This is a genomic window from Pseudonocardia halophobica, from assembly GCF_050948485.1.
GTDB classification, from domain to species: domain Bacteria; phylum Actinomycetota; class Actinomycetes; order Mycobacteriales; family Pseudonocardiaceae; genus Pseudonocardia; species Pseudonocardia halophobica.
Genome location: NZ_CP192046.1, coordinates 3449373 through 3470847, shown reverse-complemented (window position 1 = coordinate 3470847; position 21475 = coordinate 3449373). Strand labels below are relative to the sequence as shown.

At 76.1% G+C, this 21475-nt stretch carries 21 protein-coding genes; 10 read left to right on the top strand and 11 right to left on the bottom strand.

Annotated features, from left to right (window positions below):
- Positions 1-66: 66 nt before the first annotated feature.
- The 4 genes from ACQP04_RS16735 (at position 67) to ACQP04_RS16720 (ending at position 5973) form a co-directional block, all read left to right on the top strand.
- Positions 67-2997 (top strand): ATP-binding protein, encoded by a 2931-nt coding sequence (locus tag ACQP04_RS16735; RefSeq protein ID WP_433507954.1) that lies wholly within the window; start codon positions 67-69, stop codon positions 2995-2997.
- Between the two features lie 237 nt (positions 2998-3234).
- On the top strand, positions 3235-4014 hold the full coding sequence (locus tag ACQP04_RS16730; protein ID WP_433507953.1) for an isocitrate lyase/PEP mutase family protein: 780 nt from the start codon (positions 3235-3237) through the stop codon (positions 4012-4014).
- Positions 4015-4134: 120 nt separating this feature from the next.
- Positions 4135-5283, top strand: a complete 1149-nt coding sequence (locus ACQP04_RS16725; RefSeq protein WP_433507952.1) for a zinc-dependent alcohol dehydrogenase — start codon at positions 4135-4137, stop codon at positions 5281-5283.
- A gap of 12 nt (positions 5284-5295) precedes the next feature.
- A complete protein-coding gene (locus ACQP04_RS16720) occupies positions 5296-5973 on the top strand; it encodes a hypothetical protein (protein ID WP_433507951.1) in 678 nt (225 codons plus the stop codon).
- Here ACQP04_RS16720 and ACQP04_RS16715 read toward each other — a convergent pair.
- The 6 genes from ACQP04_RS16715 to ACQP04_RS16690 form a co-directional block, all read right to left on the bottom strand.
- Positions 5919-6212, bottom strand: a complete 294-nt coding sequence (locus ACQP04_RS16715) for a hypothetical protein (RefSeq protein ID WP_433507950.1) — start codon at positions 6210-6212, stop codon at positions 5919-5921. The genes ACQP04_RS16720 and ACQP04_RS16715 overlap by 55 nt on opposite strands.
- 182 nt (positions 6213-6394) lie before the next feature.
- A complete protein-coding gene (locus ACQP04_RS16710) occupies positions 6395-6595 on the bottom strand; it encodes a ubiquinol-cytochrome c reductase iron-sulfur subunit (protein ID WP_433508380.1) in 201 nt (66 codons plus the stop codon).
- Between the two features lie 118 nt (positions 6596-6713).
- Positions 6714-6911 (bottom strand): hypothetical protein, encoded by a 198-nt coding sequence (locus tag ACQP04_RS16705; RefSeq protein WP_433507949.1) that lies wholly within the window; start codon positions 6909-6911, stop codon positions 6714-6716.
- Between the two features lie 69 nt (positions 6912-6980).
- Positions 6981-7514, bottom strand: coding sequence for a DUF1360 domain-containing protein (locus ACQP04_RS16700; protein WP_433507948.1), 534 nt, complete (start codon positions 7512-7514; stop codon positions 6981-6983).
- Between the two features lie 431 nt (positions 7515-7945).
- The gene (locus tag ACQP04_RS16695) at positions 7946-9262 is read right to left on the bottom strand and encodes an erythromycin esterase family protein (protein ID WP_433507947.1); all 1317 of its coding nucleotides are present in this window, start codon (positions 9260-9262) and stop codon (positions 7946-7948) included.
- A 90-nt stretch (positions 9263-9352) separates the two neighbouring features.
- Positions 9353-9508, bottom strand: a complete 156-nt coding sequence (locus tag ACQP04_RS16690; RefSeq protein ID WP_197040567.1) for a hypothetical protein — start codon at positions 9506-9508, stop codon at positions 9353-9355.
- A gap of 168 nt (positions 9509-9676) precedes the next feature.
- Here ACQP04_RS16690 and ACQP04_RS16685 point away from each other — a divergent pair, with 168 nt between their 5' ends.
- Positions 9677-10084 carry a hypothetical protein gene (locus tag ACQP04_RS16685; protein ID WP_433507946.1) on the top strand — a complete coding sequence of 136 codons (408 nt, stop codon included), beginning with the start codon at positions 9677-9679 and terminating at the stop codon, positions 10082-10084.
- 140 nt (positions 10085-10224) lie between these two features.
- Here ACQP04_RS16685 and ACQP04_RS16680 read toward each other — a convergent pair whose 3' ends face one another.
- Positions 10225-11595, bottom strand: coding sequence for an NAD-dependent succinate-semialdehyde dehydrogenase (locus tag ACQP04_RS16680; protein ID WP_433507945.1), 1371 nt, complete (start codon positions 11593-11595; stop codon positions 10225-10227).
- A 78-nt stretch (positions 11596-11673) separates the two neighbouring features.
- Here ACQP04_RS16680 and ACQP04_RS16675 point away from each other — a divergent pair, with 78 nt between their 5' ends.
- Genes ACQP04_RS16675 through ACQP04_RS16665 form a run of 3 tightly spaced genes read left to right on the top strand, consistent with a single transcriptional unit; the run spans position 11674 to position 15310 of the window.
- A complete protein-coding gene (locus ACQP04_RS16675) occupies positions 11674-12207 on the top strand; it encodes a 2Fe-2S iron-sulfur cluster-binding protein (RefSeq protein ID WP_433507944.1) in 534 nt (177 codons plus the stop codon).
- Complete coding sequence (locus ACQP04_RS16670; protein ID WP_433507943.1) at positions 12204-13211, top strand: FAD binding domain-containing protein; 1008 nt, start codon at positions 12204-12206, stop codon at positions 13209-13211. Before ACQP04_RS16675 ends, ACQP04_RS16670 begins: the two co-directional genes overlap by 4 nt.
- A complete protein-coding gene (locus ACQP04_RS16665) occupies positions 13208-15310 on the top strand; it encodes a xanthine dehydrogenase family protein molybdopterin-binding subunit (RefSeq protein WP_433507942.1) in 2103 nt (700 codons plus the stop codon). Before ACQP04_RS16670 ends, ACQP04_RS16665 begins: the two co-directional genes overlap by 4 nt.
- Here the strand turns inward: ACQP04_RS16665 and ACQP04_RS16660 are convergent.
- Positions 15279-16334: an NAD-dependent epimerase/dehydratase family protein gene (locus tag ACQP04_RS16660; RefSeq protein WP_433507941.1), complete on the bottom strand. Its 1056-nt coding sequence runs from the start codon at positions 16332-16334 to the stop codon at positions 15279-15281. The two genes, ACQP04_RS16665 and ACQP04_RS16660, sit on opposite strands and share 32 nt — an antisense overlap.
- Positions 16331-17161, bottom strand: a complete 831-nt coding sequence (locus tag ACQP04_RS16655) for a SigB/SigF/SigG family RNA polymerase sigma factor (protein WP_433507940.1) — start codon at positions 17159-17161, stop codon at positions 16331-16333. Before ACQP04_RS16655 ends, ACQP04_RS16660 begins: the two co-directional genes overlap by 4 nt.
- Before the next feature lie 322 nt (positions 17162-17483).
- Between ACQP04_RS16655 and ACQP04_RS16650 the strand changes: the two genes are divergently transcribed.
- A complete protein-coding gene (locus ACQP04_RS16650) occupies positions 17484-17738 on the top strand; it encodes a hypothetical protein (RefSeq protein WP_433507939.1) in 255 nt (84 codons plus the stop codon).
- A 168-nt stretch (positions 17739-17906) separates the two neighbouring features.
- Complete coding sequence (locus tag ACQP04_RS16645; RefSeq protein WP_433507938.1) at positions 17907-19400, top strand: ATP-binding protein; 1494 nt, start codon at positions 17907-17909, stop codon at positions 19398-19400.
- Positions 19401-19455: 55 nt separating this feature from the next.
- Here ACQP04_RS16645 and ACQP04_RS16640 read toward each other — a convergent pair whose 3' ends face one another.
- Together ACQP04_RS16640 and ACQP04_RS16635 are read right to left on the bottom strand one after the other, a co-directional pair.
- Entirely contained in the window at positions 19456-20703 is a 1248-nt protein-coding gene (locus ACQP04_RS16640) for a glycosyltransferase (protein ID WP_433507937.1), read from the bottom strand.
- A 172-nt stretch (positions 20704-20875) separates the two neighbouring features.
- Positions 20876-21385: a PRC-barrel domain-containing protein gene (locus ACQP04_RS16635; RefSeq protein WP_433507936.1), complete on the bottom strand. Its 510-nt coding sequence runs from the start codon at positions 21383-21385 to the stop codon at positions 20876-20878.
- Positions 21386-21475 lie beyond the last annotated feature (90 nt).

Sequence of the window (21475 nt, the reverse complement as noted above, 5' to 3'; positions counted from 1 at the left end):
TGCCGAACGAGGCGAAGGGGACGAAAGACGCTGCCGCACGCGCGCCGGATGCGCCACGATGGCGTGATGGCGGCCCTCCGGGTGCTCGGACCGCTCGCCCTCGCCGACGGGTCGGTCGCGGTGGGGTCGGCGCGGCAGCGGCGCCTGCTCGCCGCCCTGGCGCTGCGCCTGGACGAGCCCGTGCCCGTGGACCTGCTCGCCGAGCTGGTCTGGGGCGCCACCCCGCCGGCCGACCCGGCGGGCGCCGTCCAGACGAACGTGGCGCGGCTGCGCCGGCTGCTGCCGCCGGGCCTCGTGGTCGAGACGACCCCGCGGGGCTACCGGCTGCGTGCCGACCGGACCGCGGTCGACGCGGCTGCCTTCACCGACCTGCTCGAGGGCCTCGCCGCGGACGGGCACGACCCGGCCGCCCGGCTCGCCGTGCTCGACGCCGCCCTCGCGCTATGGCGCGGACGGCCCTTCGCCGACCTCGACCACCCCACCGTCGAGCCCGAGGTGGCGCGGCTCGACGAGCTGCGCCGGCACGCCGTCGAGGAGCGGGCGACCGCCCTGCTGGAGGCGGGCCGGCCCGCCGACGCCGTCGCCGCTCTGGAGCCGCTGGTGCGCGCCGAGCCGCTGCGCGAGCGGGCCGTCGGCGTGCTGATGCGGGCACTCGTCGCCGCCGGGCGACAGGCCGAGGCACTCGACGCCTACGCCGCGCTGCGCACCCGGCTGGCCGAGGAGCTGGGGCTGGACCCCTCACCGGAGCTGCGCGAACTCGAGGGCCGGGTGCTGAGGCAGGAGCTCGCGGCGCCGGCGCCACCGGCCACACCACCTCCGCCCGAGGTCCCCGGACGCACCGCCTCTCCTCCCCCGCCCGCCAACTCGTTCGTCGGGCGGGCCGCGGAGCTCGCCCTGGCCGCCGAGCTGCTCGGCCGGTCCCGGCTAGTCACGCTCACCGGACCCGGGGGCGTCGGCAAGACCCGGCTGGCCCGGCACGTCGCCGCCGAGGCCGGCCCGCGGTATTCCGACGGCGTCCTGCTCGTGGAGCTCGGCGACGGCGGCCCGGACGACGTCGAGTCCGCCCTGGCCGGGCTCCTGCGGATCATCGACGCCGACGCGGGCTCGCTTCGGGAGCGGATCGTCGAGGTGCTCGCGCCGCGGCGGCTGCTCCTGGTGCTGGACAACTGCGAGCACGTCGTCGAGCGGGCGGCGGCGCTGGCGGAGGCCGTGGTGGCGGGCGCGCCGGGCGTCGACGTCCTGGCCACCGGTCGGGAGGCGCTGCGGATCGACGCCGAGCAGTGCCTGCCCGTCGCCCCGCTCGATCCTCCTGACGCGGCACGGCTGCTGGCCGACCGGATCCGGGCGGGCGACCCCGCCGCGGTCGTCGACGGGGCGCTCGTGGACGAGATCTGCGCGCGGCTCGACGGGCTGCCGCTCGCCCTGGAGCTCGCCGCAGCCCGCGCCCTGCCGCTGGGGCTGGCCGGGCTGGTGGAGGCCCTCGACCGGCCCCTCGACGTGCTGCGCGGCGGGCGGCGCACGGCCGCCGCCCGGCACCGCTCGCTCCGCGACGTCGTCGCCTGGTCCTACGGACTGCTCGACGAGGAGCAGCGCACGCTCTTCGACCGGATGGCCGTGTTCGCCGGGCCGGTCGAGCCGGGGGCGGTCGAGGCCGTGTGCGGCGACGCGGCGGCCCTGCCGGACCTGGTCGAGCGCTCGCTCGTCGTCCGGCGCGGGACGCGGTTCACGATGCTGGAGACCCTGCGCGCCTTCGGCCGGAGCCGGATCGCCGAGCGGGCGGAGGGGCCCGGGCTGCGGGCCCGGCACGCCGCGTGGGCCGCGGGCCTCGCGGCTGACGTGAGCCGTGCGCGGCGCGGGCCCGGGGAGGCGGAGGCGGTGCGCCGGTTCGACGCCCACCTGGCCGACCTGCGGCGCGCCCACGCCTGGCTCGTCGAGAACGGGCCCCGTGACGACCTGCTGCGCCTCGCCGGGCTGTTCGCCGAGCTCGGCTACCTGCGCTGCCGGATCGACCTCGTCGACCCGGCCGAGGAGGCCCTGCGGGCGGCCGGGGTGGTGGGCGCCGACGGCCGCGTCGCGACCCGCCGGCTCTCCCCCGCCGCCGCCCGCACGGTGTACTTCGTCGCCTGCGCCTGCTGGCAGCGCGGGGACCTCGACCTGGCCGCGGCGCACGCGGACGCGTTGGTCGCGCTCGGCTTCCCCGCCCACGGCCACGAGCTCTTCGCCAACCTCCACACCTTCGCCGGCCGGCTGCCCGAGGCGCGGACGGCGGCCGAGGCCGCCCGCGCCGCCCTGCGGACGGCCCCGCGGGACGACCCCGACGGACCGGACGACCACGTGGTGGTGTCCGCCCTCGTCGACCGGCTGTTCTGCACGACCTACGCCCCCGCGGACGACACCGGCGCCGACCCGGACACGACGGCGCTGGAGGCCGAGATCGCGGAGGTCGCGGCCCGATCCGGTGCGCCGACCGTGCGGGCCTGGGGCGAGTACGCACAGGGCGAGCACCGGACCGAGCAGGGCGACCCCGGGGCCGCGGCGCACCTGCGGGCCGCGGTGGCGCTGGCCGAGGAGGCCGACTCCGCGTTCGTCGCCGGGATCGCCCGGCACACCCTGCTCACCTCGGCGGTCCGGCACCGCGACGCGCCACTGGCCGAGCTGCGGCCGCTGCTGGAGCACTGGCACCGGTCGGGCTCGTGGACGCACACCTGGGTGGCGGTCCGCGCACTGGTCGAGGCGCTGTCGGGGCTGGGCCGGTACGCCGACGCCGCCACCCTGCTCGGGTCACTGCGGGCCAGCCCGCGTGCCACCCCGGCGTTCGGCCCGGACCTGGACCGCGAGCGCCGGGTGGAGGCGGCGGCCCGCGCGGCGCTCGGCCCCCGGCTCGACGCCGCGCTCACCGAGGGTGCGGGGCTCGACGACGCAGCGGCGTTCGCGCTGGCCCTGCGCCTGACGGGCGCTCCGGGCCCCGGCCCGGGCGCTCGGGACTTAAGTCCCTAGAACCCGTTCCAGGTCTGGGCCAGGCTCGGTGCTCGCGGCGGTGGGAGGGGGACGCCCGGCCGGCGATCGGATCCCGCCCGGACCCGACCCCGGACCGGTGCCGCGTGGGCTCGGCCGGAGGGCACGCCGGCCGAGCTCACTCATGTGGGGTGGCGCGCGGGCGAAGCGCGCCGTGCTGATCCGCGCCGTGCCGAATCGGGCTGTGCCGATCGGCGGTGTGCTGGTTACGGTCCGGCCATGAGCACCATCGTCGACAAGGCCACCGAACTGCGCCGGCTGCACGAGGCGCCCGAGCTCCTGCTCGTCGTCAACGTCTGGGACGCGATCACCGCCCAGGTCGTCGCGCAGGTCCCCGGGACCAAGGCCCTGGCCACCGCCAGCCACGGCATCGCCGCCTCCCGCGGCTACGAGGACGGCGAGAACATCCCGCGCGACGAGATGATCGCCGAGGTCGGGCTGATCGCGCGGGTCGCCGGCGACCTGCCGGTGACCGCCGACCTCGAGGCGGGCTACGGCGACCCGGGCGGCACCATCGCGCGCGCCATCGACGTCGGCATCGTCGGCGCCAACCTCGAGGACCAGATGAAGCCGCTGGCCGACTCGGTCCGGGCGGTGGAGGCCGCGGTCGCCGCCGGGGAGAAGGCGGGCGTGCCGTTCGTGCTCAACGCCCGCACGGACGCGTTCCTCAAGGCCGGCGACCGGGACCCCGAGGAGGTCCTGGCCGACGCGATCGAGCGCGGTCGCGCCTACCTCGAGGCCGGCGCGACCACCTTCTTCGTGCCGGGCAAGCTCGACGAGACCACGGTCGGCCGCCTCGTCGAGGCGCTCGGCGAGCGCAAGGTCAACCTCATCGGCGTGCCGGGGTCCATCCCGCTGGGGACGGCGCAGAAGCTCGGGGTCGCCCGGGTCTCCTACGGCCCGTGGAGCCAGAACGTCGCCCTGACCGCGCTGGCCGCGCTCGCCGAGGACGTCTACGCCGGCGGCGGGCTGCCCGCCGGCACCCGCCGGCTGAGCTGAGTCCGGCGGCCGGGCGGCCGGACGGGGATGACTCCTCCCGTCGCGGGTAGCACCCGACCGGCCGGCCGAGCTCCCGGACCGGGGGCGGGAGGAACGCTGCCGGTCCGCGAGGAGGCGGCGATGCGCGCGATGGTCTACCGGGGCCCCTACAAGATCCGGGTGGAGGAGAAGGAGAGACCGCGGATCGAGCACCCGAACGACGCGATCGTGCGGGTCACCCGCGCCGCGATCTGCGGCTCGGACCTGCACCTGTACCACGGGCTCATGCCGGACACACGGATCGGACACACCTTCGGCCACGAGTTCGTCGGGGTGGTCGACGAGGTCGGACCGACCGTGCAGAACCTGCAGGTCGGCGACCGGGTCATGGTGCCGTTCAACATCTTCTGCGGTTCCTGCTGGTACTGCGCGCGGGGGCTGTACTCCAACTGCCACAACGTGAACCCGAACGCCACGGCGGTCGGCGGGATCTACGGCTACTCCCACACCTGCGGCGGCTACGACGGCGGGCAGGCCGAGTTCGTGCGGGTGCCCCTGGCGGACGTCGGGCCGGCGACGATCCCCGCCTGGATGGACGACGACGACGCCGTCCTGCTCACCGACGCGCTGGCCACCGGCTACTTCGGCGCGCAGCTCGGCGAGATCGCCGAGGGCGACGTGGTGGTCGTGTTCGGGGCCGGCCCGGTCGGGCTCTACGCCGCCCTGTCGTCGTGGCTGATGGGCGCGGGGCGCGTCATCGTCGTCGACCACCTCGACTACCGGCTCGAGAAGGCCCGGACCTTCGCCCACGCCGAGACCCTCAACTTCACCGAGGTCGCCGACGTCGTGCTGCACCTCAAGCGCGACACCGGGTTCCTCGGCGCGGACGTGGCGATCGACGCCGTGGGCGCGGAGGCGGACGGCAACTTCCTGCAGCACGTCACGTCGGCGAAGCTCAAGCTGCAGGGCGGCTCCCCCGTGGCCCTGAACTGGGCCATCGACTCGGTGCGCAAGGGCGGCACCGTCTCGGTCATGGGCGCCTACGGGCCGCTGTTCAGCGCGCTCAAGTTCGGCGACGCCATGAACAAGGGCCTCACGCTGCGGATGAACCAGTGCCCGGTGAAGCGCCAGTGGCCGCGCCTGTTCGAGCACGTGCGGCAGGGGTACATCAAGCCTGCCGAGATCGTCACCCACCGGGTGCCGCTGGAGCACATCGCGGAGGCCTACCACATGTTCTCCGCGAAGCTCGACGACTGCATCAAGACCCTGGTCCTGCCGAGTGCGGCCTGAGGAGGAGACCCGATGACGTACACACCGGACAGGCCGCCCCTGAGGGAGTCCCTCGACGAGCTGCGGGCCCGCATCCCCGGCTGGGGCGTCGACCTGGACCCGAAGGACCGGCCCTCCGAGCCGAAGCTGCAGTTCCGCACGGACCTCACGGGCGCGCACTGGCGCTTCCCCGACCGGCAGCCGGAGGACCCCCGCCGGGAGCGGTCCGTCGAGCACGAGTTCCTCACCCCCGTCTACGGGACCACGTGCCCCCGCCGCGGGCTCTCCGGGGTGGTGCGGGGCCTGGCCTACCGCCGCTACAGCGAGGGCCGGGCGGCGCACTGGCTCCTGCTGATGCTCGGGGACCGGATCGACGCGGGGGAGCACCACCTGCGCTCCTTCACCACCCTGCGCCCGGACAATCCGGTCACCGAGACGGGCGTGCTCGGCGAATTCACGCGCCGCCCGCTCGGGTCCCGGTTCGGGCGCGGCCGTGCCGACCTCGCGCACCAGTGGCTCGACCCCGTCGTCGTGGCGGGGCCGTGGGTGGCGGCGGGTGCACTGCTGGTGAAGGGCGGGCGGGCGCTCGTCCGTCGCCGCGCGGCCCTCGCCGCCGCGGGGAGCGGTGCCGCGCGCGCCACGGGCCGGCTCGCGGGTCAGCGCCGGCGGCGGACCAGCATCTCGAGCGAGATCCGCGCCAGCGGCAGGTAGAGGGCCAGGACCGGCCAGGGCCCGTCGACCGTCAGCCACGTCCGGGTGCCGCTCCCCCGCGGCTCGACGCCGTGGTCGAGCGACAGCCCGATCGCCCCGAGCCGGACGTCCCACGCCCAGGAGCCGGTGCCCGGCCGGGCGGCGGGAGCGCCGCCCGGCCCCGACTCGTCGGGTTCGTGGACCTCGGTGACGGTGAACGGCACGGCGAGCCGCAGCGGCCCGCGCACGCGGCCGGTCATGCCCGGGACGAGGCGGTCCGCGGAGGCGTCGACCCCGAGCAGGTACGGCGCCCACTCCGGCCAGCGTTCCGGGCGGGCGTACCGGTCCCAGGCCTCGGCGGCCGGGGACGGGTCCGGACGCGTCGATCGTCGTGCGCACCCCTCGATCGTGCGGGCCGCGCGCCGATTTCGCGCGACAGGAATCAGTGTTGCTCCCAGAAGCTCGGCCCGACGGGGTCGGGGAAGTCCCCGCGGGCGACGGAGTAGCCGTCGGCGTCGACGGTGATCGGCAGCTGTGGGAGCGGCCGCGCGGCGGGGCCGAAGACCGGCCGGGCCCCCTCGGTGATCCTGAACTCGGACTGGTGGCAGGGGCAGAGGAACACCTGCAGCCGGCTGTCGTACAGCGACGCCGGGCAGCCGAGGTGCGTGCAGATTGTGGAGAAGGCGTAGTAGTCGCCGTGGTGGAGCCGAGCTGGCCCCGTTCGAGCTGATCGAACGGCGGATGGGGATGACGGCCGAGCCCTACTCCTCGGGCACCGGCGGGCGGTACGTCCGGACGTCGAAGGTCCTCGCCGTCGCCGGCCTGGCCGGGGCGCTGCTCGGGCGGCGCAGCCGCCTCGCGTCGGCGCTGTCCGGCGCGGCGCCCGTGGCCGCGTCGGCGGCCACCCGGTTCGGGATCTTCCACGCCGGCGTGCGGTCCGCCGAGGACCCGAAGTCCAACCGTCGTGCCCCAGCGGCAGCGCCTCGAGGAGGGGCGCCCCGCCACCGGCACGTCGACGACGACTCGGCTCACTCCTGGGCCTGCTGCGCCGCCGAGTACGCCAGCTGCAGAAAGTCCGCCCCGGCCAGCGCGGTGAAGGTGCCCAGGACCAACCGCGTCGGCCGGGGCGCGAAGACCAGCCCGATCGCGAAGCCGGTGGCGATCCACAGGTCGAGACAGAAGGGGCAGGTCAGCAGCTCGCCGACGCCGTGCCGCAGCGAGGACTCCGTGCGCGGCTCCTCCATCACCTCGGCTGGCCCCGCCGTGTCCGCGTACTGCGCGAAGGGCGCGCGGAGCGGGCTGGTCACGGCGTCCTTGGTGATCGTGCGGGAGAGCTTGTGGGTGGCCACGGTGAGCAGCACCAGGTCCTTCACCGACAGCGTGGGCACCGTCCTGCGGGTCGCCGCCGTGATCCCCGCGACCGCGCTGACGACCGCGCCGAAGATCGCCATCACCACGACGTAGCCCTCCAGGGGGCGGTCCTCGCCGTGCCGGTACTGCTCGGCCTCCGATTGTGCCCGGTCGTCGGCGACCGCCGCGACCCTTCGTGCCGTGTCCGCCATCCCGGTCCTCCCGATCTCGTCCTGTGGTGCCTGCTGGCGCCTACCCGCTGACGCGCTCCTCATCCCTGCCGGACCGCCGCAGCAGCTCGAGCGCGGCCGACGTCGCCGCCCGGCGCAGGACGCCCGACACCTCCTGGGCGTCCAGAGCGGCCCGCGCGGCGAACCAGGTTCGGGTCCGCGTCCTGCAGGTCCGACGGCCGCCGCACGGCCCGGTGCCGCACCCGTCCGCCGAAGCCAGGGGCGAACCGCTCCAGCACGCCCTCGACGCGGCGGACCGGCTCGTCGGCCGAGTCGGCGTCGTCCACCCCGCGGGGCAGGTGGGCGTAGGCCCAGGCGCTCTCGGTGTGGTGGCCCCGCCCACCATCGCCGCGTCCACCTCGAGGTCGGTCACGGCCCCCGGGTACCGCGGATCGCGCGAGCCTTGCACGCCGTCATTCGCCGGAGGGCGCGGTCTCGGGTTCGGGGTCGTCGGGCGGCTCGGGGCGGACCGGCTCGAGCGCGGAGGTGTCGCCGCACCAGATCAGGGCGTCGTAGCGGTCGCCCAGGGTGGACGGCACGTAGTTGCCCCGGCGCTCGCGCCGCGGGTGGTAGATCACGCCGATCGCCCGGTGGTCCAGTGGGGTGCGCAGCCACCGGGGCTGCTCGGGCGACGGCGGGAAGGACAGCACGGACGGCCCGTCGCCCACGGCCTCGTGCAGCAGGTCCTCGGCGCTGCCCGGGCGGGCCTCCGGGACCTGCATCCGTTCGGCCGCGGCGCCCCAGGCCTCGCCGGCGAGCACCGTGCCGCGGTGCCCCGCCTGCCCCACGAGCAGGACGCCCTCGTCGGCGTGCCGCTCGCGGGCCAGCTCGCCGAGGTTGGTCATGCCGTGCTCCGCCATGTCGGTGGCACGGGCGTCGCCGATGTGCGTGTTGTGCGCCCACACCACGCCCTTCGAGCCCGGGCCCGCGTGGTCGAGGAGCCGGTCGAGCGTGTCGGCCATGTGGTGGTCGCGGACGTTCCACGACTCGGGGCCGCCGCCCACCGCGGTCCGGTAGTAGCGCTCGGCCCCGGCGACGACGGCCGCGTTCTGCTCGGCCACGAACCGCTCGTCGGCGGACCCGGTCTCGCCCCTGCTGTGCCCGGCGCACAGCTCCTGCAGCACCTCGACGACGGGCTCCTCGCAGTCCTCCGGGACCCACCGCGTGCGCCGCGCGTAGTCGAAGGGATCGGGGCCGAACGGGTCGAAGCACGCGTAGGCGGCCCGCGCGGTCTCGGCGAGCACCGGCTCGTGCTCGGCCAGCCAGTCGACGACCGCGCGCATCGAGCGGTGCAGGCTGTAGACGTCCAGGCCGTGGAAGCCGACCCGCTCGGACGGCGGGCGCCCCGCGTTGTGGTCGTGCAGCCACCGCATCGCGTCCCGCACGGCGGTGTTCGCCCACATCCACGTGGGCCAGCGGTCGTAGCCGGCGAGGGCCTCGTCGGCCGTCGCGGGGCCCTCCGGGTCCCCGACCGCGTACCGGTGCAGTCGGCGGCAGTCCGGCCAGTCCCCCTCCACCGCGACGAACCGGAAGCCCTGCTCGGCGACCAACCGCCGGGTCAGCCGGTCCCGCCACGCGTAGAACTCGTGGGTGCCGTGCGACGCCTCGCCGATCAGCACCAGGCGGGCCCGCCCGGCGCGGGCGACCAGCTCGTCGAGGTCGGCGTCGCCGCCGAGGGGCCGCGCGAGGTCGCGGACGGCGGCGACGTCCCGGTCGCTGCGGGCGATCACCCGCCCCGCCTACCCGGCCACGGGCGGCTCAACCGCGAGCGGGTGGGAAGAAGGGCCGTGGTCCCGGTCGCCCGGGACCACGGCCCGCACCTAGAACCAGACCTTGCGGCCGCCGACGGGCCGGCCGGTGCGGCCGAGGACCAGGAAGATCACGCCCAGGATCAGCAGGATCGCGCCGATGTAGTAGAGCAGGGACAACCCGGTCAGGAAGCCGACCACGAGAAGTATGAGTCCGAGGATGATCACGGCGTCTCCTTCGACGGCCGGGCACCCTGTGCGCCCGGTGGTGATCGCTTGTACCCGGACAGGTGATCATCCATGCGCTCGAAGGTCACGATCCGGCGACGGTGCGCGGCGTGTGCGTGTGCGCACACGGGGGTAGCCGCGGAGCATCCGAGCAGCGGAGGTACCCCCGTGAAGGTCGTCGCCGTCCTCTACCCGGACGAGCACCCCGACGAGCACCCCGACGTCCTGGCCAACGCCGCGCGCGGCCTCGACCTGGGCGACGGACTCCGGGAGGCCGGGCACGAGCTCGTCACCACCAGCGAGACCGGCGAGGCGCTCGACGCCGAGCCCGCCGACGCGGAGGTGTTGGTCACGACCCCGTTCTGGCCCGTCTACCTCGACCGCGCGCGGATCGAGAAGGCGCCGGAGCCGAAGCTGGTGATCACCGCCGGTGTCGGTTCGGACCACGTGGAGTCCGACGCCGCGACCTGCAGCACGTTGTGCTCGGGCGGCTGGGCGGCTACGCCGGCGACGTCTGGTACCCGCAGCCCGCGCCCGAGGACCACCCGTGGCGGACCATGCCGCGCAACGCCATGACCGTCCACTACTCGGGGATGACGATCGAGGCGCAGCGGCGGATCGCGGCCGGCGTCCGGGAGATCCTCGACGCCACCTGGCCGGCGACCCGCCGCCGGAGGACTACGTCGTCGCCGCGCCGGGCGACTGACGGACCCCGGTCAGCCGCCCTCGATCCACACCGTCTTGGCGTTGACGAAGGTGCGCGGCCCGAACCCGGCGAGCTCCCGGCCGTAGCCGGAGTTCTTGGCGCCGCCGAACGGCACCTCGGGGGTCGACTCGGTGAACCGGTTGACGTAGATCATCCCGGTCTCGATCTCCCGCACCAGCCGCTCCTGCTCGGCCTCGTCGGTGGTCCACACGCTGCCGCCGAGGCCGAAGGGCGAGTCGTTGGCGATCCGGATGGCGTCGTCGAGGTCCTGCGCGCGCCAGACCGACGCGACCGGGCCGAACAGCTCCTCGCGGTGCGCGGGCGAGCCGTCGGGGATGTCGGCCAGCACCGTCGGCGGGTAGTAGAAGCCCGGCCCGCTCCCCGGCTCCCCGCCCGTGACGAGCGTGGCGCCGGCGGCGACGGTGTCGCGCACCTGCTGGTCGAGGGTCTTCACGGCGTCGCCCGAGGACAACGGCCCGACGTCCGTGTTCTCGTCCATCGGGTCGCCGACGGTCAGCGCCGCCATCGCCTCGCCCAGTCGGCGGGTGAACTCGTCCGCGACCTCGGTGTGCACGATGAACCGCTTCGCGTTGATGCAGGACTGGCCGTTGTTCAGGGTCCGCGAGGTCACGGCGTTGCGGACGGCCGTGTCCAGGTCGGCCGAGGGCAGCACGACGAACGGGTCGCTGCCACCCAGCTCGAGCACGCTGGTCTTGATCTGCTTCCCGGCCGCGGCGGCGACCGCCCGGCCCGCCGCCTCGCTGCCGGTCAGGGTCACCGCCCGGACCCGGTCGTCGGCGATCACCTTCTCGATCTCGGAGGAGCCGATGAGCAACGTCTGGAACACGTTCTCCGGGAACCCGGCGCGCAGGAACACGTCCTCGATCGCCAGGGCGCACTGGGGCACGTTCGACGCGTGCTTGAGCAGGCCGGTGTTCCCCGCCATCAGCGCCGGGGCGGCGAACCGGAACACCTGCCAGTACGGGAAGTTCCAGGGCATCACCGCGAGCACGGGTCCGAGCGGCTCGTACCGGGTGAGCACCCGGGCGCCCTCCACCTCGTGCGGCACGTCGGCGAGCATCGCCTCGGCGTTGTCCGCGTAGTAGCGGCACCCCTTGGCGCACTTGTGCACCTCCGCGACGGCGGAGGCGAACGTCTTGCCGACCTCCCGCGTCGCGATGCGGCCGAGCTCCTCGGCCTCGTCGTCGAGCCGCTGGGCCAGGTCCCGGAACAGCTCCGCCCGGCGGTCCGCCGGGACGTCCCGCCAGTGCCGGAAGGCGGTCGCCGAGGCCATGATCTTCGCGTCGAGCTGCTCGGCCGTGAGCGCGTCGAAGGTCTTCAACTGGTCGCCGGTGCTGGGGTCGATCGTCGCGATGGCCATGCCCCACGGGTACCGCCCGCGGCGCCGGATCATGCCGCGGGCCGGGATGGACCGGGGAGATCCGGGAAGTCCCCGTGCATGGAGACCGAACTGACCCTGCGGGTCGACGGCGCCACCCACCACCTCCGCGTCGACACCCGGACCTCGCTGCTCGACGCGCTGCGGCAGCGGCTCGGGGCCACGAGCCCGAAGAAGGGGTGCGACCACGGCCAGTGCGGCGCGTGCACCGTGCTCGTCGGCGGCCGCCGCATCCTGGGCTGCCTCGCCCTCGCCGTGGCCCACGACGGCGCCGAGGTCACGACGGCGGCCGGGCTCGCGCCGGGCCCGGACGAGGACCACCCCGTGCACCGCGCCTTCGTGGACCACGACGCCTTCCAGTGCGGCTACTGCACCCCCGGGCAGGTGTGCTCGGCCGTCGGCGTGCTCGACGAGCTGGAGCGCGGCTGGCCCAGCGCCGCCACCGCCGACGTGGCGGGCGGGCCGGACCTGGGCGACCCGGCGGCCGTCGACCGGGAGATCGCGGAGCGGATGAGCGGTAACCTCTGCCGCTGCGGCGCCTACATGGGCATCCGCGCGGCGGTGGCCGAGGTTGCGGAAGGGGCGCGCCGATGAGGCCCTTCGCCTACGCCACCCCGCCCGACGCGCGCGAGGCCGTCCTGGCCGTGGCCGAGCGGCCCGACGCCGCGTTCCTCGCGGGCGGCACCAACCTCGTCGACCACCTGCGGCTGGGCGTGGCCACGCCCGGCCTGCTGGTCGACGTCACCGCGCTGACCTCCGCCGAGATCGAGGACCTGCCCGACGGCGGCCTGCGTCTCGGCGCCGCCGTGCGGAACTCCGACCTCGCGGCCGATCCCCGGGTCCGCGGGCGCTACCCGGTGCTGGCCGAGGCGCTCCTCGCCGGCGCCTCCGGGCAGCTGCGCAACATGGCCACGACCGGCGGGAACCCGCTGCAGCGCACCCGCTGCGTGTACTTCCAGGACGTCACGACGCCGTGCAACAAGCGCGAGCCCGGCTCGGGCTGCGCGGCGATCGGCGGGGCCACCCGCAACCACGCGATCCTCGGCACGTCCGGGCAGTGCATCGCCACGCACCCGTCGGACATGGCGGTCGCGCTGGCCGCCCTCGACGCGCAGGTGCAGGTGCTCGGGCCGGACGGGGAGCGCACCGTCCCCTTCACCGACCTGCACACCCTGCCCGGGGACACCCCCGAGCGGGACACCGTGCTCGGGCACGGCGAGCTGATCACCGCGATCGACGTGCCGGCGGCGCCGATCGCCGCGCGTTCCCGGTACCGGAAGGTGCGGGACCGGGCGTCGTACGCCTTCGCCCTGGTGTCCGTGGCCGCCTGCCTCGACGTGGCCGGCGGCGAGATCCGCGACGTGCGGCTCGCGTTCGGCGGGGTCGCGCACAAGCCCTGGCGGGCCCACCGGGCCGAGGAGGCGCTGCACGGCGCCCCCGCCACCGACGAGTCCTACCGCGCCGCCGCCGAGGCCGAGCTGGCCGACGCCCGCCCGCAGGAGGGCTTCGACGGCGGCAACGCGTTCAAGATCCCGCTGCTCACCGGGACGCTGGTGAGCACCCTGCGCGCGCTGGCCGGAGAGGAGGCCCGCGCATGACCGCCACCCTGGAACCGAGGGCCATCGGGCGCGACCTCGCCCGCCGCGACGGCGGGGCGAAGGTCCGCGGCGTGGCGATCTACGCCGACGAGACGCCGGTCCCCGACCCGCTCTTCTGCCGGATCGTGCAGGCCACCGTCGCCCGGGGGCGCGTGACCGGGGTCGACACCACCGAGGCCACGGCGCTCGACGGCGTCGTCGGCGTGGTGACCAGCACCGACGCCGAGCGCCTCGCCTCCACCGACGACGCCGAGCTCGCGGTGCTGCAGGGCACCGAGGTCGGCTTCCGCGGGCAGATCGTGGCCGCGGTGCTGGCCGAGACGGACGAGGTGGCCCGCGAGGCCGCGGACCTGGTCCGCGTGACGTACGCCGAGGAGGAGGCCGACGCGCGGCTCTCGGCCGACCGCGACGACCTCTACACCCCGGAGTCGGTCAACCCCACCTATCCCCCGGACACCCACGAGGGCGACATGGCGGCGGCGATGGCCGAGGCCCCGGTGACGCTCGACCGGACCTACACGACGCCGATGCACCACAACAACCCCATGGAGCCGCACGCCACCACCGCGCTGTGGGAGCCGGGCGAGGGGGACGCCGGGCACCTCACCCTCTGGGACTCCACCCAGGGCGTGCACCCCGTCCGGCAGACGGTCACGCAGATCTTCGGGCTGGAGCCCGAGCAGGTGCGGGTGGTGTGCCCGTACGTCGGCGGCGGGTTCGGGTCGAAGGGCAACCCGCACGCCAACGTGATCATGGCGGCGATGGCGGCCCGCGCGGTGCCCGGGCGGCCGGTCCGGCTCGCCCTCACCCGCCAGCAGATGTTCTCCCTCGCCGGCTACCGCACCCCCACCATCCAGCGGATGCAGCTCGCCGCCGGGCGGGACGGGACGTTGCGCGGCATCGCGATCGACGTCGTCGAGCAGACCTCGCGGATCAAGGAGTTCGCCGAGCAGACGGGCGTGCCGACCCGGAACATGTACGCCGCGCCGAACCGGCGGACCACGCACCGGCTGGCGGCGCTCGACGTCCCGGTCCCGTCGTGGATGCGGGCGCCGGGCGAGTGCCCGGGAATGTTCGGCCCCGAGGTCGCGATGGACGAGCTCGCCGCCGAGCTGGGTCTCGACCCGGTCGAGCTGCGGATCCGCAACGAGCCCGAGGTCGACCCGGAGACCGGGAAGCCGTTCTCCTCGCGCAACCTGGTGGCCTGCCTCCGCGAGGGCGCCGTGCGGTTCGGCTGGGCCGGCCGCGACCACCGCCCCGGCATGCGTCTCGAGGACGGGTGGTGGGTCGGCACCGGAGTGGCGGCGTCGGTCTACCCGACGATGCGGATGCCGAAGTCGACGGCCACGGTCACCTACGACGGCGGCCGGTACATCGCGCGGATCGGCGCCGCCGATCTCGGCACCGGCACCTGGACCGTCCTCCCGCAGATCGCCGCCGACGCGCTCGACGTCCCGGTCGAGGACGTCGACGTGCTGATCGGCGACACCGACCACCCCGAGGCCTCGGTCGCGGGCGGCTCGTCCGGCACCACGACCTGGGGATCGGCGCTGGTCGAGGCGGTGCGGGAGTTCCGGGACAAGTACGGGGAGGACCCGCACGACGGCGACGGGGCGTCCGGGTCGGTCAACCCGAACGCGGCCGAGGAGGACTACGCGATGTCCGCCTTCGGCGCGCAGTTCGCCGAGGTCCGGGTGCACGCCGACACCGGCGAGGTCCGGGTGCCCCGGCTGTACGGGGTGTTCGCGGCGGGGCGGATCGTCAACCCGCGGCTGGCCCGCTCGCAGTTCCTGGGCGGCATGACGATGGGGCTGGGCATGGCCCTGCACGAGCAGAGCCTGCTCGACCCGCGCACCGGGCACGTCGTCAACCACGACCTGGCCGAGTACCACGTGCCGGCCAACGCCGACGTCGACGACCTGCAGGCGCACTGGGTCGACGAGGACGACCCGTACGTCAACGCCATGGGGTCCAAGGGAATCGGCGAGATCGGCATCGTCGGGACGGCCGCGGCGGTGGCCAACGCCGCCTGGCACGCCACCGGTGTGCGGGTGCGGGACCTGCCCGTCACCCTCGACCGGGTGCTGCCGACGCGCTGACCTGCGCGCCGCCCGGGTCCGTGTCGGCGAGCGCGTCGAGCAGGATCCGGGCGGCGCCGGCGGTGTCCACCGCGGGCGACCAGCCCAGCTCGCGGCGGGCCCGCCCCGTGTCCATCGCCGGGGTGTCCACTGCCAGGTCGAACCAGCCCGTGGTCGCGCCGAGCACGTTCATCCGGTTCAGCAGGCCGAGCACACCCCGCACCAGCGCCCGCGGCACCGGCACCGGGCGGGCGCCGGCGACCGCCGCGAGCTCCCGGGGGCCGAGCGCGTCCGCGGCCACGTTGAAGGCCCCGGCCGCGCGCCGGTCGAGGGCGGCGGCCACGGCGCGGCCGAGGTCGTCGGCGTGCACCAGCTGCAGGACGAGCCCGGACGGCAACGGCAGCACCGGGATGCGCCCGGCGCGGAGGGCGCGCAGCAGCGCCGTCGGCACGACCGGGCCGAGGAACAGGCGCCGCATCCGGGCCGCGGCGTCCGACCGGACCACCAGCGCGGCCCGGACCCGGGTCACCGCGACGCCGGGGTGGGCGCGCCCGAAGTCGTCGAGCATCGCCTCCGCGGCGACCTTGTCCCGGCTGTAGAGCGAGCCCGGGTGCGCCCGGACCGGCCAGGACTCGTCGACCGGGCGGGCGGGCCCGTCGGGCGGGTGCGGGCCGTACACCGCCTGCGACGACAGGAAGACGACCTGCCCGACGCCCGCACGGCCGGCGGCGTCGAGCACGGCGGCGGTGCCGTCGAGGTCGACGCTGCGCGGCGTCGACGCGTCGCCGACCGGCTGGATCGCCCACGCCAGGTGCACGACGGCGTCGGCGCCGCGCAGCAGCTCCGTCAGCCGGTCCGCGCCGTCCGCGGCCAGCAGGTCCAGCGGGTGCCAGGTGACCCGGCCGGTCCGGGGCGCGTCCTCCGGCGGGTGCCGGCACACCGCGCGCACGGTCACCTCGGGCCGCTCCGCCAGGGCGTTGAGCAGCCCGGACCCCACGGTGCCGGACGCCCCGACCACCACGACCGTGCGCGCGGGACCCGTCATGTGGAGGTGCCGCCGTCGAGCCCCTCCCGCAGCTGCGCGAGGGTGCGGGCGAGCAGCCGGGAGACGTGCATCTGGGAGATGCCGACGCGCTGGGCGATCTGGGTCTGGGTCATCTCGCCGAAGAACCGCAGCGTGAGGATGAGCCGCTCCCGCTCGGGCAGCGCGGAGATCAGCGGGCGCAGCGACTCGCGGTGGTCGACGTGCTCGAGCGCCTTGTCGACCTCGCCGAGGGTGTCGGCGACCGGCTGGTCGTCCGCGTCGTCGACGGCGGTCAGCGAGCCGGCGTGCTGGTTCGCCTTGGCCGCCAGGGCCTCGACGATCTCCTCGCGGTCCACGCCCAGGTGCCGGGCCAGCTCGCTGGGCTTCGGCGCACGCCCGAGCTCGTGCGCCAGCGGGCCCGAGGCCTTGCCGATCGCGACGCTGAGCTCCTTGAGCCGCCGCGGCACCCGCATCGACCAGGTCCGGTCGCGGAAGTAGCGCAGCATCTCCCCGCGGACGCACGGGATCAGGTAGCCGAGGAAGTCCCCGCCGGCGCGCTCGGGGTCCCAGCGGTCGATCGCCGAGATCAGCCCGATCGTGCCCACCTGCACCAGGTCCTCGATGCCGGCGCGGTAGCCCGCGCCGTGGCGCTGCGCGAGGTGGCGGACCACCGGCAGGAAGGCCAGGACGAGGTCGGACCGCAGACGGTCCCGGTCGGGGTGGCCGGCGGGCAGCGCGGCGAAGCGCTCCAGCACGGGCATCTGGTCGGCGTACTCGCTGGGGGCCTGAGTCCGCTCGGCGGTGCGGGGGCCCTGGACGGGCTCGGGAACCGTGTTCGGCGCGGTCATGGGGCCTCCTCCACGTCGGTGGACGTCAGAGGCAGCTGGCTGTACCTCGGTAGAGCGGCGCGCGACGGGTGGTGGGCGCGCTCGGGGCGTCGATCGTGCATCGGTCGCACCTCGACGGTACAAGCGCCCTCCGGGGGGCGCGCGTCGAGTTCGGCCCGGACGCATGGGTCGGCCGCACCGGGGTATGACGCGCGACACCGTTCCGGAAGGACCCCCCGAAGGAGACCCGATGACCGTCCGGCCCGCCCCCGTCCGACCCGTCCGACCCGTCCGACCCGTTGCGGCCGCCCCCCGACCTCCCGCGACGCCCGACGTGGCGGCCGTGCTCGGTCCCTTCGTCGCGTGGCTGGCGAGCCGTGAGCCGTACGAGGGCCTGCGCCGCAGACAGGTGCGGGTGGTCGAGCGGTTCCTGCGGTGGGCCGCCGCCGACCGCGGCGATCCGCGCACGCGGCGGGAGCGCTTCGAGTCCGAGATCGGCGTCGACGGCACCGCGGAGGCGCAGGCGGTCGGTTCGGCGCTGGACCGGCTCGCGGAACACCGCCGCATCCTGGCCATCGCGCCGTTCCTCGACGACTGACGGAGGACCGACGACGGCGGCCGCGACGAACACGACAGCGACGACGGTGACGACGGTGACGACGACGGCGGGCATGCCACACGCCGCGGGCGCCCGGCCCCTATCCTCGGCGGACCCGGTCCCGCCGGGCAGGTCGCGGCCGTTCGGCGCCGGCCGGAGAGGAGCGACGTGAACGCCGACTCCCGCCCCGAGCGGGATCCCGCTCCGCCCGGCGACGCTCCTCCGGCCCACCTGCCCGCCACGCTGCCGCTGCTGGCAGACCTCCGGCTGGCCGCGCTCTGGGTGCCTGCCGCCCCGCTCGGCCTCACCGCGCTCCCCTCCGCCGACGGTGCCGCCCCCGCGGGCGACTGGCTGGACGTGGTGCCGCTGCCGGACGGGCGGCTCGCCCTCGCCGTCGGTGACCTCGTGGGTCCGGCACCGCGGCCCGGCGCCGTCACCGGGCTGCGCACCGTGCTGCGCCAGGCGCTGTACACCACGCCGACGCTCACCGAGGCCCTCGAGCAGATCGACCGGGCCGCGGGCATCGACGACGCCCTGCACGGCGCCTCGCTCACCGTCGTCGTCGTGGGGCCCGACGGGGAGCTCGAACACGCACGCGGCGCCCATCCCCCGGCGCTGGTGAGCGGGCCGGGCGGGCTCGCCCCGCTGCCCGGCCAGGCCTACGGCCCCCTGGGTGTCGGCGCCGCACCCCCGGTACCGGCGACCGCGCGGCTCGCCCGCGGGGAGACGATCCTGCTGTACTCGGACGACCTCGTGGAGGGCCGCGGGCGGACCTCGACCGGCCGTGGGCCCGGGCAGGAGGTCCTGCTCGACCCCGAGGCCCCGGTGGACGACCCCGCGGCCGTGTGCGCCCGGCTCGCCGCGCGGGCGCCGCGCGGCGGGGTCGCCGTGCTGGCCGCACACCGGCCCCTCGTGCCCGTCGAGCCGTTTCGGCTGGTGCTGCCGGTCGACCCGTTCGCCCTCAGCCCGCTGCGCGAGACGGTCACGCGCTGGCTGGAGGCGGCGGGCGTGGCGCCGCGGACCGTGGTCGCGGCGCCGATGGTGGTCTCCGAGCTCGCCGCGAACGCCATCGAGCACGCCTATCCCGAGGGCTCCGACGGCGAGATCCGGGTCGGTGCCGAGCTGACCGGGGCCGGGTTGTGCATCACCGTCGCCGACGACGGCACCTGGCAGCCCCCGGAGGAGGACGCGGACGACGACGACGACGAGGAGGCCGGTTTCGGGCTCGCCGTGGTCCGGGACCTGTGCGACGCCCTGGTCGTCGAGCCCGGGCCGGCGGGCACGACGGTCACCGCGGTGCTGGCCGTCGGCAGGCCGGTCGCGGTCGGCGACACGCCGCGTCCCGGCCCGACGGCCGTGCCCGAGATGTTCGCCGTCCAGCCCGGCGAGGCCCCGGGCGTGCTGTACGTGCGCGGCGACGTCGACCTGCCGGCCGTCGCCACCCTGCGGGCCGCGCTGCTCGACGCGGCCGCGGACGGGGAGCGGTGCGTCCTCGACCTGTCCGCCACCACCCTGTTCGCCAGCGCCGGGGTGCGGCTGCTGCACCAGCTCGACCCCGGCACGGACCTGTGCGTGGTCGCCCCACCCGGCAGCGTCGCGCGGCCCGTGCTCGAGCTCACCGGGCTGGCACACCTGCTGAGCGACCGGGCCGAGAGCGCCTGACGGCGCCTGACGGCGGGCCGCGGTCGGTCGCGACGCGCCGCGGGGACGGCGTTCGTCAGCCGGTGTGGCCGACGTGCGCGGCGCCGGTCTCCCCCGCGCCCACGTGCTCGCGGGCCTCGACGGCCTCTGCCGCCTCCCGGTACACCTGCTCGACCGCGGCGACCAGCCGGTCGCGGCCGTACCGGGACACCGCCCGGTCCCGGCCCGCGATGCCGAACGCCAGCGGCACGGCGCCCTCCCGGAGCAGGGCGCGCATCGCCTGGGCCAGGACGTCCGGCCGGGCGGGCGGCACCAGCACGCCCGTGACCTGGTCGACCACCGTCTCGGCCAGCGCGCCGACGGCCGACGCGACGACCGCGCGGCCGCACGCCATCGCCTCGAGCGCGATCATGCCGAAGCCCGTCCGGTGCGGCACGTGGACGAGCGCGTCCGCGGAGCGCAGCAGCGCGGGCAAGGTCTCGCGGCGCACGGCCCCGAGGAAGCGGACGCGGCGCTCGACGCGGGCCTCGCGGGCCACCGCGTGCAGCCGGGCCAGCTCGCGGTCCCGCGAGGGGTCGATCTCCGGGTCGTCCGTGCGCGGCCCGCCGGCGACCAGCAGCTCGGTCTCCGGGACGGTGCGCAGCGCGCGGATGACGTCCTGCACGCCCGCCTCCTCGTCGAGGCCGGTGACGGCCAGCAGCCGGGGGTGCGCGCCGCGGCGCAGCGTGGGCCCCTCGGGCTGGAAGGTCCCGGTGTCGACGCCGTAGGGCACCACGCGGATCGCGGAGCGCCTGGCCCCGAGCCGGACGAGGGCGAAGACGTCGTCCTCCCCGCTCGCGACCACGCGGTCGGCGCGGGCGACGAGCACGTGCTCGGCCGAGGCGCGGCCCCGGGTGTCGACGGACGGGTCGACCGGGCGCTCGCCGACCCCGGGCAGGGTCACGACGAACGGCAGGCCGAGCTCGCGGGCGGCGGCCGCCGCGGCCAGGCCGGCGGTCCAGGAGTGGGCGTGGACGACGTCCGGCCGTGCGGCGCGCCACCGGCGCTCCAGCTCCTCGGCCAGCACCGGCACCTGCGTGACCAGCCGGTCCTCGGGCAACGGCGTGGCCGGGCCGGCATCGACGTGCCGGACCTCCAGCCGCTCGGCCGGGCACGCGACGGGCGCCTGGTTCGGCGAGTCCCGGCGGACCAGGACGGTCACCTCGTGGCCCGCCGCGGCCAGACCCGCGCCGAGCCCGGCCAGGTGCTCGCTCAGCCCGCCGTGGCCCGGCCTGCCGGGCTCGGCCAGTGGGCTGCACCGGTCGCAGACGATCTCGACGCGCACGGCGACTCCCCTCGTTCGCGTCGCACGGTCCGAGGACGGGCCGCACCGGGTACTTCTCCCCGGGACCGTACGGACGTGCGGCCCGGCACGCCAACGCTGGTCGGCGAGCGGTGGGGCGCAACGGATCACGAGCCGGCGCCGGCGCGGCGGTCGCGCCGCCGCGGCGCGGCGGTCAGCCCGCTCGGACGCCGGGGACGGCGTCGCCCCCGGACGCCTCGTCGGGCGCGGCGGGGTCGTCGAAGCCGTCCGCCCCGGCGGCCACGTGGTCGCGCTCGGCGCGGTCGTCCTCGACCCGCTCGTGGCGGCCGTCGCCGTGCCGGCCGGAGGGCCGGGGGCGCGGGTCGTCCGTCTGCGCCGTCTCGGTCGGGCCGCCGTGCGGCACGCCGTAGTGGTCGAACAGGGCGGCCTCGGTCTCCTTGCTCAGGTGCCCCTCGGGCACCTCGGGCGCGGTCCGCAGCTGCTCGGCGTCGTAGGGCACGTGGAGCTCGCCCTCCTCGATCATCCCGCCGGCCAGCGGCAGGGCGGCGTGCCGCGAGCCCGACAGCCCGCCGGTGAGCACGACCCACTCGGGCCGCTGCGTCTCGTCGTCGACGTAGACGGAGTCGACGGCGCCGAGCTCGGCGCCGTCCCGGTCCCGCACCGTCAGCCCCTGCACGCGGGCGGGGTCGTCGAGGTCCGCCATGGCTACCTCCTCGGGTCTGGCCGCCGGGGTCCCCCGGGCGGCACGTGGTCAACACGGCGATACACCGCGGGATGCCCGGCCCGCCGCGTC

Excerpts from the sequence above, each read along its gene's own strand:
- ACQP04_RS16735 (WP_433507954.1), top strand. The coding sequence starts at position 67 with ATGGCGGCCCTCCGGGTGCTCGGACCGCTCGCCCTCGCCGACGGGTCG.
- ACQP04_RS16730 (WP_433507953.1), top strand. The coding sequence starts at position 3,235 with ATGAGCACCATCGTCGACAAGGCCACCGAACTGCGCCGGCTGCACGAG.
- ACQP04_RS16725 (WP_433507952.1), top strand. The coding sequence starts at position 4,135 with ATGCGCGCGATGGTCTACCGGGGCCCCTACAAGATCCGGGTGGAGGAG.
- ACQP04_RS16720 (WP_433507951.1), top strand. The coding sequence starts at position 5,296 with ATGACGTACACACCGGACAGGCCGCCCCTGAGGGAGTCCCTCGACGAG.
- ACQP04_RS16715 (WP_433507950.1), bottom strand. The coding sequence starts at position 6,212 with ATGACCGGCCGCGTGCGCGGGCCGCTGCGGCTCGCCGTGCCGTTCACC.
- ACQP04_RS16700 (WP_433507948.1), bottom strand. The coding sequence starts at position 7,514 with ATGGCGGACACGGCACGAAGGGTCGCGGCGGTCGCCGACGACCGGGCA.
- ACQP04_RS16680 (WP_433507945.1), bottom strand. The coding sequence starts at position 11,595 with ATGGCCATCGCGACGATCGACCCCAGCACCGGCGACCAGTTGAAGACC.
- ACQP04_RS16675 (WP_433507944.1), top strand. The coding sequence starts at position 11,674 with ATGGAGACCGAACTGACCCTGCGGGTCGACGGCGCCACCCACCACCTC.
- ACQP04_RS16670 (WP_433507943.1), top strand. The coding sequence starts at position 12,204 with ATGAGGCCCTTCGCCTACGCCACCCCGCCCGACGCGCGCGAGGCCGTC.
- ACQP04_RS16665 (WP_433507942.1), top strand. The coding sequence starts at position 13,208 with ATGACCGCCACCCTGGAACCGAGGGCCATCGGGCGCGACCTCGCCCGC.
- ACQP04_RS16660 (WP_433507941.1), bottom strand. The coding sequence starts at position 16,334 with ATGACGGGTCCCGCGCGCACGGTCGTGGTGGTCGGGGCGTCCGGCACC.
- ACQP04_RS16655 (WP_433507940.1), bottom strand. The coding sequence starts at position 17,161 with ATGACCGCGCCGAACACGGTTCCCGAGCCCGTCCAGGGCCCCCGCACC.
- ACQP04_RS16635 (WP_433507936.1), bottom strand. The coding sequence starts at position 21,385 with ATGGCGGACCTCGACGACCCCGCCCGCGTGCAGGGGCTGACGGTGCGG.